This is a genomic window from Arthrobacter sp. 01T428 (genome assembly GCF_056398685.1).
Genome location: NZ_JBFTPW010000021.1, coordinates 1 through 13,679, shown reverse-complemented (window position 1 = coordinate 13,679; position 13,679 = coordinate 1). Strand labels below are relative to the sequence as shown.

General features: G+C 62.5%; 13 protein-coding genes. 1 reads left to right on the top strand and 12 read right to left on the bottom strand.

Translation table 11 applies throughout. The features are described from left to right. Position 1: 1 nt before the first annotated feature. From AC1DJB_RS19020 to AC1DJB_RS18970, 11 genes are all read right to left on the bottom strand, one after another. Positions 2-934 carry a type II secretion system F family protein gene (locus AC1DJB_RS19020; RefSeq protein WP_476910696.1) on the bottom strand — a complete coding sequence of 311 codons (933 nt, stop codon included), beginning with the start codon at positions 932-934 and terminating at the stop codon, positions 2-4. 7 nt (positions 935-941) lie between these two features. Further along, positions 942-2,459, bottom strand: a complete 1,518-nt coding sequence (locus AC1DJB_RS19015; protein ID WP_441433087.1) for a TadA family conjugal transfer-associated ATPase — start codon at positions 2,457-2,459, stop codon at positions 942-944. Continuing rightward, positions 2,459-3,652: a CpaE/TadZ family protein gene (locus tag AC1DJB_RS19010; RefSeq protein ID WP_284990035.1), complete on the bottom strand. Its 1,194-nt coding sequence runs from the start codon at positions 3,650-3,652 to the stop codon at positions 2,459-2,461. The genes AC1DJB_RS19015 and AC1DJB_RS19010 overlap by 1 nt, the downstream gene beginning before the upstream one ends. Then, positions 3,649-4,419: a Flp pilus assembly protein CpaB gene (gene cpaB / locus AC1DJB_RS19005; protein WP_284990036.1), complete on the bottom strand. Its 771-nt coding sequence runs from the start codon at positions 4,417-4,419 to the stop codon at positions 3,649-3,651. Before cpaB ends, AC1DJB_RS19010 begins: the two co-directional genes overlap by 4 nt. Positions 4,420-4,452: 33 nt before the next feature. Further along, complete coding sequence (locus tag AC1DJB_RS19000; protein WP_284990037.1) at positions 4,453-5,484, bottom strand: Tad domain-containing protein; 1,032 nt, start codon at positions 5,482-5,484, stop codon at positions 4,453-4,455. Then, positions 5,472-5,846 carry a TadE/TadG family type IV pilus assembly protein gene (locus AC1DJB_RS18995; RefSeq protein WP_284990038.1) on the bottom strand — a complete coding sequence of 125 codons (375 nt, stop codon included), beginning with the start codon at positions 5,844-5,846 and terminating at the stop codon, positions 5,472-5,474. The genes AC1DJB_RS19000 and AC1DJB_RS18995 overlap by 13 nt, the downstream gene beginning before the upstream one ends. A 124-nt stretch (positions 5,847-5,970) precedes the next feature. Beyond that, positions 5,971-6,216, bottom strand: a complete 246-nt coding sequence (locus AC1DJB_RS18990; RefSeq protein WP_284990039.1) for a Flp family type IVb pilin — start codon at positions 6,214-6,216, stop codon at positions 5,971-5,973. Between the two features lie 78 nt (positions 6,217-6,294). After that, positions 6,295-6,522 (bottom strand): Flp family type IVb pilin, encoded by a 228-nt coding sequence (locus AC1DJB_RS18985; RefSeq protein WP_441433088.1) that lies wholly within the window; start codon positions 6,520-6,522, stop codon positions 6,295-6,297. A gap of 610 nt (positions 6,523-7,132) precedes the next feature. Further along, positions 7,133-9,976: a PEP/pyruvate-binding domain-containing protein gene (locus tag AC1DJB_RS18980; protein ID WP_441433089.1), complete on the bottom strand. Its 2,844-nt coding sequence runs from the start codon at positions 9,974-9,976 to the stop codon at positions 7,133-7,135. 99 nt (positions 9,977-10,075) lie between these two features. Further along, complete coding sequence (locus AC1DJB_RS18975; RefSeq protein ID WP_476910695.1) at positions 10,076-10,756, bottom strand: PAS and ANTAR domain-containing protein; 681 nt, start codon at positions 10,754-10,756, stop codon at positions 10,076-10,078. A 205-nt stretch (positions 10,757-10,961) separates the two neighbouring features. Continuing rightward, a complete protein-coding gene (locus tag AC1DJB_RS18970; protein ID WP_441433090.1) occupies positions 10,962-11,924 on the bottom strand; it encodes a plastocyanin/azurin family copper-binding protein in 963 nt (320 codons plus the stop codon). 418 nt (positions 11,925-12,342) lie between these two features. On the opposite strand from AC1DJB_RS18970, the gene AC1DJB_RS18965 reads away from it, so the two are divergent. Then, positions 12,343-13,389: an LCP family protein gene (locus AC1DJB_RS18965; protein WP_441433091.1), complete on the top strand. Its 1,047-nt coding sequence runs from the start codon at positions 12,343-12,345 to the stop codon at positions 13,387-13,389. A 67-nt stretch (positions 13,390-13,456) separates the two neighbouring features. On the opposite strand, the gene AC1DJB_RS18960 is transcribed toward AC1DJB_RS18965, so the two are convergent. Next, positions 13,457-13,679: hypothetical protein (locus AC1DJB_RS18960; RefSeq protein ID WP_476910694.1), on the bottom strand; the 223-nt coding region annotated here is incomplete at its 5' end.

The window sequence follows — 13,679 nt, the reverse complement described above, 5'->3', positions numbered from 1 at the left end:
CTCAAAATTTCAAGTCGATGATCTTGCGCATCCAGAGACCGCCAATGGTCATCAGGATGGCTGAACCCGCTATCATTCCCCAGCCGAGCGGATTGGAGAACATCACGTCCATGTAGCCGGGGTTGACAACCATAAGCATGGTCACGATGCCGAACGGAAGCGCCATCAGGATGTATCCGGAGAACTTTCCCTCCGCGGCCAAGGATTTGATATGTCCCTTGATCTCGCTGCGTTCACGTATGGTCTCGTTGACTTGGTCCAAGACCTCCGCGAGGTTTCCACCCACCTCGCGGTTGATTTGGATGGCCTGCGCGATCCACACAAAGTCCTCGCTCCGCATTCGCTCCGCTGCGTCGTTGAGCGAGGCCTGGAGATCGCGGCCAAGGCTTGTCTCGGTGATGATCCGGCGCATTTCCTCTGCAGTCGGGCTGGCCGATTCATTGGCCGCAGCGTCGATGGCGCGGAGGATGCTGTGTCCGGCCCTCAAGCCGCCGGACAGTAGTTGGAGGGTGTCGCCAAGCTGAGCGTCGAATTTCCCGCGCCTTTTGCCAGCCAGGGAACCGAGGATGAGCCGGGCAACGAAGGGTGCCGGGATGAAGAATAGGATGGCCACCCACGGGCCCCCGATCACCAGCCCGATCAAGGCACCCACGAGTGCACCCGCAATCACAAGGATGAAGAAATCCGCCTGGCTCATCCGCAGTCCGGCATTCTCCAGTTCTTCACGATTGAAGAGCCGCACGTTGCGCCTGGCCAGAACCCCGTGAAGTACCTCGGTGGCAGAACCCGCAAACCGCGTCAGCTGGGACCCCGAGCCTTCGTGATACGGACGCCTCCTATCGAACGGAACTTCCGGGGTTTTCGGCAAAATCACAGCCACCCCGAAAAGCAGGATGGCTGAAAGCATCAAGGCCATTCCGATCATGAGCACCATGTTCCACTCACGTCCTTGCTGCTGTTGCAGTTGCCAGGGGAGCGGCAAATACCCCGGGAGAAACGCGGATGCCCAGGTCATCGAAGCGGTCGATGAACCGCGGACGGATACCCGTCGGGACGGGCCTTCCAAGAAACATCCCGTGGGCGTCAACACCAGCCGAGTAGTCGAAAACAAAGGCGTCCTGGAGAGTGACGATGTCGCCTTCCATCCCTTGAACCTCGGTGACGTGTGTGATTCGGCGCGTTCCGTCCCGCAAACGGGAGATCTGGATGATGAGATTCACGGCCGAGGCAATTTGCTCGCGGATTGCGCGCAGCGGCAGGTCCATGCCGGCCATGAGCACCAAGGTTTCAAGGCGTGCCACCGCATCGCGAGGGGAATTTGAGTGCACCGTTGAGAGTGAACCGTCGTGCCCGGTGTTCATCGCCTGAAGCATATCGAGGGACTCTCCGCCGCGGACCTCGCCGACGACGATCCTGTCCGGCCGCATACGGAGGGAGTTCCTGAGCAACTCCCTGATGGTTACTTCACCCTTGCCCTCCGTGTTCGGCGGCCTGCTCTCAAGCCTGACCACATGTTGCTGTTGGATCTGCAGTTCTACGGCGTCCTCAATCGTGACAATCCGGTTGTCCTCGGGGATGAAAGAAGACAGGACATTCAACAACGTGGTCTTACCCGTTCCGGTACCCCCGGAAACAATGATGTTCAGCTTCGCCTTGACGCAAGCGTTAAGGAGCTCAGCCATCTCGGGTGTGAGCGTGCCGAAGTCGATCAGGTTCCTGATGGTCAACGGTATTTTGCTGAATTTTCGGATGGTCAGCGACGATCCGCCCACCGCGAGGGGAGGGATCACGGCATTGACTCGGGACCCGTCCTCAAGTCGCGCATCAACGAGGGGTGACGACTCATCGATTCTGCGCCCCACCTTCGAAACAATGCGTTCGATGACCCTCCTGAGATGGTCCTCGGAGCTGAAGCCGGAATCCGTCAAGGTCAGCTTGCCTTTTCTTTCGACGTAAATCTGGTCCATCCTGTTGACCATGATTTCGGTAACGTCTGCATCGTCCAGCAATCGTTGAAGCGGCCCGTAGCCAAGGACGTCATCCGCCACGTCCGCCACGAGCCTGCTGCGTTCGTCCGCGGACAATGGAACCTGCTCGCCGTCGATGATCCGGATGAGCTCTTCCCGAGCAGTAGACCGCAACTCCTGTTCGCTGACGCTCGAGTCGTTGAACCTTGCCCCAAGTCGCTCGAACAGCGCCGTAGCGGCGCGCTGCTTGAGGGCAGCGAAAGCGTCCACCGGTTGCGGGGTCCTGAGCTTCGGCGAGTCAGGGACGTCGGACAGCTTGACTGACGTGTGGGATTTTACCGCGCTGCCAGGCTTCCCCGCGGGAAATGACATGATTTGCTGAGTGGACTCAGCGAACGTCGGTTTGGGCGAAGACGGCGTGTTTGCGACCCTCCGGCCGACAGACACCTCGACCTTGTCCTCGGCAGCATGCAGGCGTTCGGAAAGCTTCATTAGACCACTACCCTTCTGTGCAGTTTGCGCTGCGCCGTGGCACGCCACGTGGGATTGAACCGCTCCACAAGTTGCTTGAGCCCTTTGACGGCCGGATCCTTTACCGAGTCCTGGAGCACGGGAATGCCGCGATTTGTTGAGAATGCGACGGCTTTCGATCGAGGGATACTCACGTCAACCGGAGCACCGACGGTCGATTCGACGTCCTGGACCGACAGCCCCGACTTGGAATCAGCCATGTTGAGCACCACGTGCCGGGTTTCCGGCAGGAGGTTCAGCCTGCGGAGAATGTCCAGGCCGGAGCGAAGGCCGCGGACGCTAGGAACGTCCATGCCCGTCACCCAGACAGCGTCCGAGCATTGTTCGAGGGCAGCAAGCCCGATTTCGGGTAGTCCGGGTGCCGTGTCCACTACCACGTACTGGAACTCTTGGGCGAGCTGTTCGAGGAGCCTGCCCACCTGTTCCGGCGAGATCTCGTCTGCTTCAACGGGGTCCTTCGGCGCACACAAGGCATAAATGCTTGCCGGGTGGACCGTCAGGAAGGCCTTGAGTACCAAGGAATCCTGGCTGGCCGACGGCGTGACGGCGTCGGTAACAGTATGTTCCGGATTGAGGTAGAGCCCGGAGGCGACGTCACCGAATTGCAGGTCCAGGTCGACGATCACCACGCTCATGGGCGCGATCTTCCCCAGCCCCACGGCGATGTTTGTGGCGATGGTCGTCTTGCCCACGCCACCCTTGGGCGAAAAGACGCCGATCACCAAGCCCTTCGGGGAGCCCGATTGCTTGGGTTCCATGGTGCGCTGCCGGCTGGCGAAAGACTGGCATGCGCGCTCAAGCATGATCCGTATCTGGGCCACGTCCGCTGCCGGGCTCATGATGTCGCGAATACCGGACCGCATGGCCTGGAGCACGAAAGACGGATCCAATTCGCTCACAAGGATCACGCTCAGCTCCGGCAATTGCACATCGAAGACGGTAGCCAAGCGAAGGGCGTCCTCAACGGGAACGTCAGGTCCCAGAATCAGCACTTCGAGTTGTTCCTGATTGAGCGCGCCAAACAGCTCAGCAGGATCGGCAGGCAAAACGCTCGTGAAGAATGTCTGCACGCTTCCGGGCAGGCCACCCGCAACAGCTTGGCGCAGCCGTTGGTCAAAATCGGTATTGGGGGTTATCAGGACAAAACGGCTCACCTGTATACCCCGCTCTTCTGCATGACGGTGGGACCACTGTCTTTGGCATCCAACGGCTCTTTGCTGAGCCAGATCTTTTCGAACTCGGCGGCGAAGACAATCTTGGATGCGTCCACGTCGCTCACTGCAACGGTGAGCATGAGGGAGCCCGTAGGAAGCGCGCTGTCTTTGGAGCCGGCCGCACCGGAACTCGGATTCGGCGTCGCCTGTGCACTCGCTGCCGGCTGCGGGGCGCGCTGCACCATGGTCACAAGAACCTTGTGAATCGCCAATTCAGTGGTTTCCTTGTCCGGCTTCGCCTCGATTCCACCATTCGCCATGGAGATGAAGATTCCGACGTGATCACCTGGAACCAGCAGTCCCCCGACTACCCGCTGGGGTTCCAGTTGAAAGGAGACCTCTTGAAGCCCTGCCGGCACCTTGACATCCCCCGGAGTCTTGAGTGCATCCGGGGCCACCAAACGTTCGGCCACCAAAGTCTCGCCAGGGACGAGGTCGACGGCGGCGACCTTGCCTGCCGAATCCCCGAGCGTGTGTAGCGCTGTCTTTGGCACGGCCGATCCCGGCATTTGCTGGGTAACGACGGAATCCTTCATGGCGTCCACGGAGGTGCCGGCCGGGATCGCGGCCTTGACAACCAACACGTCAACCGGAGCCAGGTTCTGGACAGCCCGCTGGTCCGCGCCCTGAGCGTAGGAGAAGACGAGAATCACCCCGACGACGGCCAGCAGTGCCGCTGCCGATCCGGCCAACAAGCGTGACTTCACTTACTACTCCTGTGCTCAATGAATGGATGAAAGCTAATTGGTGAGGCGGACAATGGTCGCCCCAAACGCGTCTACCGGGCCCAGCGAGTAGCCATCCGCCAGCGAAACGTACTTAACGAAACTCCCGATGATCCCGCGGCAGTTTCCGGTACATGCAAGAGCGTTGGAGACATCGGAATTCGTGTTGCGGAAGCTGTCGGGAAGACTGTTGTTGCCGCTGAACTTCCACCCGGTCACTTTGAATGCGGCGAAGGACACCAGATGGTAAACGGCGCCGCTTCCCGTACCTGTGACAGCGTCGAAGACCGGAAGCAGAACGACGACGTCCCGACCAGCGGTGATGGTATCTGCCCACTTTTGAAGGGTGGTTGCGCAGTTACCCGGTGTGCTGTTGCCCGGCGCGCTCCCGCCTTCACTCGCCGCGAGGTTTATGGTGCCGCCGCACACGCCGGGATCTTGGACAATCCAGCCAAATCCCCCGGCAACCGTGGCGCCTGAAGGGCCGTAATTGCAGCTGGGATTGGCACCGGAGCCATGATCCTGAAGAAGCTGGAGGGCTCCGCCGATGTATCCCTGCACCTGGCAGATGGAATATACGAGGGGAAAGGCGGTTCTACCAGCTACGGCGCTCCCCCACTGAACACTGGACGTGGTCACAACGTCGCTCGAGCTGAAGCCCAGGACGCGGGCGAAGAACAGCGAGACGGCGTTCGGCGCGCCGCCCGCCTGCTGGGCTCCGGCGGTCACGGTGACTTGCCGGTTCGTCAGATCCAAGCTGACGGACTTGATGTTGTTCAAACCGTCGATGGCGTTTTTGTTTGCGATGCTGCTTGCGATGGGAGACGTCGATGAGCAGTTCGGATCGCTCGTGTTGGCGGCGCACTTTTGTGCCACTGCGAGGGCCGCGGCGTCGGACCCGTTCTGGACCTGCGCCCTTTCCGAGTACAGCATTCCTACATCCACTGCCATGGCTGCAAAACCGAGCAGCACCACCAACATGAGCGCGACGAGGACCGCTACCGCTCCGCGTTCGCCGTCGCTCTCCTCGCCCCTCAGCCGCTGCATACCATGACTCCTACGCCTTGCATGGGAAAAGGCCCCGCGATTCCCGTGAGGGTGCTGAGGGTGTAGTTGATCGTCACGGACATTTGGGCGCCCGAGGTGCAGCTGGCGGGAGTGAAGACGAAATTCGTGTCCTGCAGTTTTGGATTCAGCGAGACGCCTGCGTTCTTAGCTGCTGTCTTTGCCGCCGTTTGATCATTCGAGATCGCCATAACCCGGACCGCTTCCCGGGCTGAATTTGAGAGCGATACCTGCGCGTTATAGGCCCTGCCGAATTCCATGATGCCCAGGAGCAGCATGACCAAGATTGGTGCCAGCAACGCGAATTCGACCGCCACGGCACCGCGCTCTGCTGCCCTGGCCATGAGAGTCTGCCTTTCGTGCTGTGGAGTCGCGTGCTGTTGAAACAAGAAGGGAGCCTCTAGAAAAAAGGGGTGTCGGTGGGTGGGATTTGAGCCCCACCCACCAAACTGGCTCCTGCGGTGACGGCTACTTCGAGCAACTGCCGGGAACTGCCGCCGTCGAACCGGATGCAGCGACGGTCCCGGTCCAAGCGCCGCCCTTGACGCTGCAAGCCGTGCTGTTGAAGGTCTCGACGAGATTCCCGCCGAGCAGTGACACAGCGACGATGATGACAACAGCGATGAGGGCGACCATGATGCCGTACTCGACGGCGGTGGCGCCGGTTTCGTCACGCTGCGCGCGGGACATGGATTTTAGGACGTTGGAAAGCACTGAATCTCCTAGCATGTATCGGCGAACGTAGCGGGGGCACATGCCCCGGGCTAACGTTCAACCCTGAGTGGGGTGTACTTACTTGGAGCATGAGCCGGGAACCGTAGCGGTTGCCGCCGTGTAGACGCCGCCCTTCACGCTACAAGCCGTGTTGCTGAAGGTCTCCTTCAGGTTTCCACCCAGCAGCGTGACAGCGACGATGATGACAACAGCAATGAGGGCGACCATGATGCCGTACTCGACGGCGGTGGCGCCGGTTTCGTCACGACGGATGCGGGACGCGGTGTTTGAGACCAGAGAAAACATGTGAAACTCCTGAGCGAGTTGGGGAATGTGGGCTGGTCCAGCACCAGCTCTCTAGCAACTTAGCAACGCCAAATGCCCCGTGGAGCAGTCCTTGGGACTTCCTGTGTCAAGACTCGCGATCCTGCGCATTTCTTGGGTTAAACCTAGGGAAACCCTTGCGATCTCGGGCTTTCCTGCCGAGCCCGAGCAAAGGTGGGAAAGCAGCTCAACCGCCCCGCCGCCATCGGGCCCCACCCCCGGAACCCTCGCTCGGATATACGGTCAAATCCCGGAACCCTCGCTCGGATCAAGTGAGCGAACGTCCGCCGAAAACACCCCATATGTGAGCGAACGTCCGCCGAAAACACCCCATATGTGAGCGAGCGTCCGCAGAAAACACGACATAAGTGAGCGAGCGTCCGAGGGGGCACAACCCAAAGGTGCCCCAACAGCGCAACCGCCCCGCCGCCGTCGGGCCCCACCCCTGGACCCTCGCTCACATATACGGCCGAATCCCGGAACCCTCGCTCGGATATACGGCCAAATCCCCGAACCCTCGCTCAGATCAAATGAGCGAGCGTCCGCCGAAAACACCCCAAAAGTGAGCGGGCGTCGGAGGGGGGGCGCAACGCTAGGCGGGCGGGGGTTCGACGGTCACCGTGCCCGCGTCGCCGTCGACGGTGATTTGTTGGCCGCTCGTGAGCCGTTGGGTGGCGACTCCGGTGCCGAGCACGGCGGGGATGCCGTACTCCCGCGCCACAATGGAGCTGTGGCTCAACGGGCCGCCAACGTCCGTGACCACGGCGGAGGCCATCGCGAACAGCGAGGTCCACGCGGGAGTGGTGATACGGGCAACCAGGACCTCGCCGGGCGCCATCTGGCTGAAATCCTGGGGCCCGCCCAGCACACGCGCAGGAGCACTGACCCGGCCCGCACTGGCGCCCACCCCTTTGATGACGTCGCCCGGCTGGTCCTGGGAGCGTGCCGGCATCATCGATTCGAAAGCGCCCTTCATCCAACGGGTCTCCGGCAGCAGTTGCGGCGCGGCCGCCTTGGCCTGGCCGCGCCAAAGCATCTTGCGCTCGTCGACGACGTCGGCGCGGACGGGGCGCGCCGCCCCGGTAATTGCCACGGCCACGGGTGCGGGCGGTTCCGTCGAGCCCGGCGGTTGCGGCGCGGCGAGGCCGAACTCGACGGCGCTTTGCAGCTCCTGTTGCCGCAGCCAGAACACGTCGGCGGGACGGGCGATGACGCCGGAGTAGACCAGCCGTTGTCCGAGTTCGAGCAGCATCCGCCGGATCAGCGGCCAGGCGAGCCCGACGTCGGCGAGCGCGTCTTCGCGGATCGGTGCGGACTTCTGCGCCCACCGGAGCAGACGGATGAACGGCGCCCTACGACTCCGCCCGAGCCGGGTCCGTCCGAGCCGGGCGAGTATGCGCTCGGTTTGGTCCTCCCGCCGGGCGGCCGAGAGCCGCTGGCGCTCATGCGGATCGTTGCCTTGGCCCCGGAGGTAGAACTTCACCGTGTCCAATAGCGCCGAAGGATCGTCGGCCGGCACCGGGCTGGCGAAATCCAGGTTGTAGACCGCATGGCCGAAGCGATCGAGGTGGGCTTGGAAACGCGGACGCCATTGCTGCCAAAGGGCCGGGTCCATGCCGGCAGGCGGGAGCCAGTTTCGCTGCGACTCGGCCAGTGCGGCCGTCGGTTGATTGAGGATTGCCGGGGCGAGCCCCTCGACTTCCCGGGCCCACGCGGCGAGGTCGTACAACGATTTCTCTGCACGTATGGGTTCACTGTCGTAGCCGAGGAGGAATGTCTCCGCCGAAGGATCTCCGGCGCGTCGGATGAGTTTGTCGTAATACGCGCGGAAGGAAATTTCGCTCGTGGCGGCGATCGGTATGACGGACTCCACGGCCGTGTAGTACACGGTTCCGGCGTCGAGCAGCGTCCGGACACCCGCAAGCAGCTCCTCTCCCGAAAGCTCCCCCAGGGACTTTGCGGACCAGTCCTCGAGCACCTGCTTATAGCGCGGATGCGAGAATTCCCTCCAGCCAGCCAAGCCCATGTGCGCCTTGCCACGAGCCAAGGCGACCACGGCGGGACCAACCTTGCCCATCACGCGCCACATCGCCGCGGTGCGGTAGTAGTAGTACGCGTACCCGTTGATCGTGGGCAGCCCGACGTCGCCGTCCCTGACCACTTCGCTCCCGACGGCCTCGTTCATCAGGGCCTTGAGGGACCTGGTCACCGAGCCGTCGATGAGGTCGGCGAACAGGGGCGAGAGCGGGTCCGGCAGTTGTTCCACGATGCTGGCCCGGAAGTAGAGCCCCTTCGGGTAGGGCAACGGCCAGGTGTCCGGGGTATCGGCTACGGGTTCAGGCAATGCCGTGATGGGTCGGGATTGCAGCATGAAGAAATTGCCGTCCGCCCGCGCCCATTCGATGTCCTGCGGAGTTCCGAAGTAGTCCGAAATCCTCGTTCCATAGCGGGCCAGCGCGGCGGCAGCCCCGTCGTCGAGCACGGCCCGGTTGCGATGTTCCGCCGGGACCGGCTGCTCCGTAGTGCCTCCTTGGTCCGGCGCGACGTCGGCAGCGCGGTCGGCGGCGCGGTCCGGGACGCCCTCGGCGTACACAGTCATGACTTCCTTGTCGGCCGTCCGGCGGGAGAGCACGCTGCCCGTTCCCGCTTCGACAACGAGGTCATCCGTGGTGACGGTTCCGCTGACCACGGACTCCCCCAGGCCCCACGCGGCACTGATCGCGATCTGGTCGCGGCGACCGTTGGCCGGATTGGCGGTGAACATGACTCCGGCGGCCTCGGCCTCCACCATTCGCTGGACAACCACCGCGAGGCGTACGTCGCCAGGCGCAATGCCTTCTCGGTTCCGGTAGGCCATGGCCCGCGCCGTCCACAAGGAAGACCAGCAGTCGACGACGGCGGCATCCAACGCTTCCGCCCCGCGGACGTTGAGGTAGGTTTCCTGTTGCCCGGCGAAACTGGCCGAGGCAAGGTCCTCGGCCGTGGCGGACGAGCGCACCGCCACGGGCGCGCCGTCGCCGCCGTCGTCGCCCCGGGAGCCGTCGCCGTCGCCGTCGTCGCCCCGGAAGCCGTCGGGCCGCTCGCCGCCCTCGGGCCCGCCCTCGCCGCCCTCGCCGCCGCGAAGCCGTTCATAAGCGGCGGCGAGCTCGTATGCGATGGCCGCAGGCATGGTCCCGCCGGTGAAAAGGTCCCGGATCGCGGCCGAGGCGTCCTCGTAATCCTGCGGCGCGGCCTCGGACGGGAGGGTCGCCAGCTCCTCGATGCGCGCTTGGATCCCGTTGGCATCCACGAAGGCCTCATACGCTGCGGTGGTCAGCACGAACCCGGGAGGGACCGGCAGCCCGGCGCGGACCAGGTTGCCCAGCCCGACGCCCTTGCCGCCCGCCACGGCGACGTCCGCTGCCTGGACATCGGCGAAGTTGTAGATGTAGGTCATGACCGTCGCTCCTTGTCGCGGAGACGCCCTCATCGAGCCTGACCCACAACATACTGCCACGCCGTCGGGCGCGAGGCGATGGCTGGGCCGGCCGGCTTCTTACTGCGGGCTCAACGCGCGTTTCACCGCCGCTTGGTCGCAGGCCTGGAGAACACGGATGAACTCGTCCATTGCTTCCGGCCCCGCGTCGGTGTCAGCCACGCGAACAAGGTGGGAGGCGAGGACTGCGACTTTGACGTTCGTCATGCTGCTGCAACCCGCCAGCAGTTTGAAGGCGGCCTCGGAGCTGAGGAGCAACCGCCCCATCAGGATGCCGCGTGCCTGATTGATGACGCCCCGCGTCGCATTGGCGCCCGCGACGGCGTCACGCGCCGCCTGCTCGGTTTCCCGCCGCAGCGTGGACGTCAGGTCCACCGTGGTCCCCTCGAGCGCGACGGTGCCCGAGGGGCCCCGTTGCGCATTCCCCGCCGTCAGGACCCTGCGGACATGTCCCTGCGCGTCGATGATCCGGTGGTAAATGCAGAAGTGTCCGCCCTCGCGGAATACCTGAGCCAGGATCTCCATGGCCCGCGGCCGGTCATCCGGGTGCTTGTGCGACATCAGCAGCTCGAGCGTGGGCACTACTTCCCCACGCTGGTAGCCGTGGAGATTGAAGAGCCCGTCGGACCATTCCGCTTTCCCGGTGAGCGGGTCAAAGAGGAAAGTTCCGGCCGGAAAGCCGGGGGCGCCCAGTGCACTCGAGTACGTATGAGGGCTGTCCAACATGGCGCAAAGACTCATTTCATAAGGTTGCTTATTAATTCAGCTAAGCGTACAGAATACAACGCGTACGACGGCGGTGCGCACCGCCTGCTCACGGCCCGCCGCAACCCGGGGCTTGGTTCCCGGCCGGGTGTTTGTAGCGCACATGCAGGAAACCAGCCCCGGATATGCAAGAAACTACCACGTACGGGAAACAAGCCCCAGTATGCGTTCGAATCAGCAGCTAGTCCTTCACCACCACCTTGCCGACCATTCCAAAGTAGTCGTGGAGTGCGCAGATGTAGTCGTACACCCCTGCCTTGTTGAAGGTCACCGTGAACGTCACGCCCGGCGGCAAGATACCCGAATTGAGCTGCCCGCCCGTATAATTCGTCGGATCGCCCAGCGGCGGGAACGGGTTGGCCGGCTCGGCACCGAAGGTCACCGTGTGCGGCTCGCCCATGCCGTTGTTCACGAAGCTCACGCTCTCGCCAACATGGATGACCACCTTTGGCTCGATGAACCGCATGACACTAGCCACGCCGTCGTCGGCTCCGGCAATCACGGTGTGGTTGTCCGCTTGGTCGCGGGCGTCGCTCCATAGCTGGTTGCCGTCACGGATGATGGCCCGTTCAGCCCGCTCTACCCGGTTGTTGTATTGCTCCTGGGTGTATGGGTAGTCCGTACCCTTGGCCCGCACGTGGACTGTGCCCTTCATGGCCGCGCCATGCACCAGGCAGTAGTACGTGAAATCGCCGGCATCCGGGAACTTCAAGGTGTAGGAACCGACTTCGGCGAACCCACTGTTCGAGACGTTCGACATCACGCCGGAGTTGTAATAGGAGTGCCCGTCGTAGGAGGTGCCGCCCTGCGCGGATATATAGAGGGGACTGAATGGATCAAAGGGTTGCGTGGACTCGATGGTTTGCCCGGCGGCCAGGAACGTGACTGTATGTATTTCGGCCGCGTTGGCCTCCCAGGTGACCTTGTCACCCGCATTGATGTAGATGTTCTTCGGCAGGAAGGACATTCCCTGGATGGCCTGGTCCGACGATTCGGAGCCGACCTGGACGGTCCACGTCCTTGGGGATTTGCCAGTGTCCGCTGCCGCTGTGCCGCTGAGCGCGACCGGCAATACCAGGGCAAGGAGCAAAATCATGAGCGCCCGAAAGCGCGGCAATAAGAGGGGTTTTGGATGAGCAGTCATAAGACTCATTCCTTAGGAAAATCTTTGCTGACCGGCTGTTATTAGCCTGGAAATTTTGAGGCGCCGGAGACCATGGCGTCGTTTGACGGTGACTCGGTTTCTTTTAATTCCCTATGAACTTCAGCTCGCAACTGCTGCCCGTCCCCCGCATACGGCGCGGCGCCACGGCGTTGGGGCCATGCAGGATCCTCCCTTGCTCGCAGGGATAACGTCCGGTTCCGTGGGCCGAGAGCCCCCCATTACGGAACCGAAAGGACACGGCAAAACCGGCCCATGTGAAGGCGAGAGATTTATCTCTCATCGTGCTACCAAGACGTTATTTTGTCGAGACACCAGGACTGCGCCCGGGAGATTTTTGTGGCCGAAATGAGGCCTTCCCTGCCGCGTTTTTAACCCACCTGGGTGATACGTTCCGGACATGAACGGACGACGGCGACTGTGGCTTGCGGCGGGACTGGCAGTTTTGCTGGCCCTGGTGGTGGTTTTGGCCGCGGTCATCGCCGGATCCAACAAGACCCCGTCCTCCGCACCGTCCTCCTCAAGCCCCACCGCGACCCCCACGCCGTCGGCAACTCAAACCCGTAAGCCAACCGCTGCCGCACCCGCCCCCGCACCTGCCCCGCCGACAATCCCGGAGCTTCCGGCGGCGCCAATGAACATCCTGGTGATCGGCAGCGACAGCCGTGAAAATGCCAAAGAGGAGAACAACCAGACCATCACAACAGGCCAGGCATCGGACCAACGTTCGGATTGCCTGATGCTGATCCACGTTCCGGCGGACCGGCACAAGGTCTACGGTATTTCGATCATGCGCGACAATTGGGTGGACATCCCCGGCTTCGGCGCGTCAAAAGTAAATTCGGCCCTTGGGCTGGGAGGCACCCCCCTGGTGGTCCGTACGGTGGAATCGCTGCTCGGCGCCCATGTGGACCACACGGTCATGCTTGATTTCCACGGCTTCAAACTCCTCACGGATGCCTTAGGTGGCATCGACGTCAATGTCACGCTGCCGTTCACCTCCACTATTGAGACCCAGCATCAATTCGTGGCCGGCATCAACCACTTGGATGGCCAGGCCGCCCTGGAGTTTGTCCGCGAGCGCCATGCCTTCGTCGACGGCGACTACCAGCGCGTCCGCGACCAGCAGACGTTCCTCCGCGCTCTCCTGGTCAAGCTTTCGGGAGGCGTGCAGAATCCTGCCAGCGTGCTGGGACTCGTCCAATTCGCAGCCAATGACCTCACCGTGGACGACGGCTTTGACCCGATGTCCGTCGCCATCCTGGCCTACGGACTCCGCACCGTGGATCCCGCGGCATCAGTCTTCTTCACCTTGCCCACCGCGGGCACGGGTACTTCCCCGGACGGACAATCGATCGTTCTGCCGGATTACGCGGGGATCGGGGAAGTGGCCGCGGCGCTGCGGGACGACACCCTCCCGCAGTATGTGGCAGCCCACGGTTACTGAGGCTCCGCGGGCTACTCGTTTCCACTACTGGGAGGCAGCAATGCATTTGCCTCCCACCACTCGAAAACTACTTGATCGAATCTTTAACCAAACTTCGAGAAAAGCTTGCGGGAACCTTGCGGCTTCCTAAAAAACCTGCCCGAAAGTAGAGGACATCGGACAGCAAAGTCCCGGTCTCACGGGCTTCAAGAAACGGAAAACGATCATGGGTCTCAACCTGAAAACCACCACCGGCAAAGTCATCGCATCCCTGGCCCTGGTCGGCACTGCTGCCGGCGTGGCAGGACTGG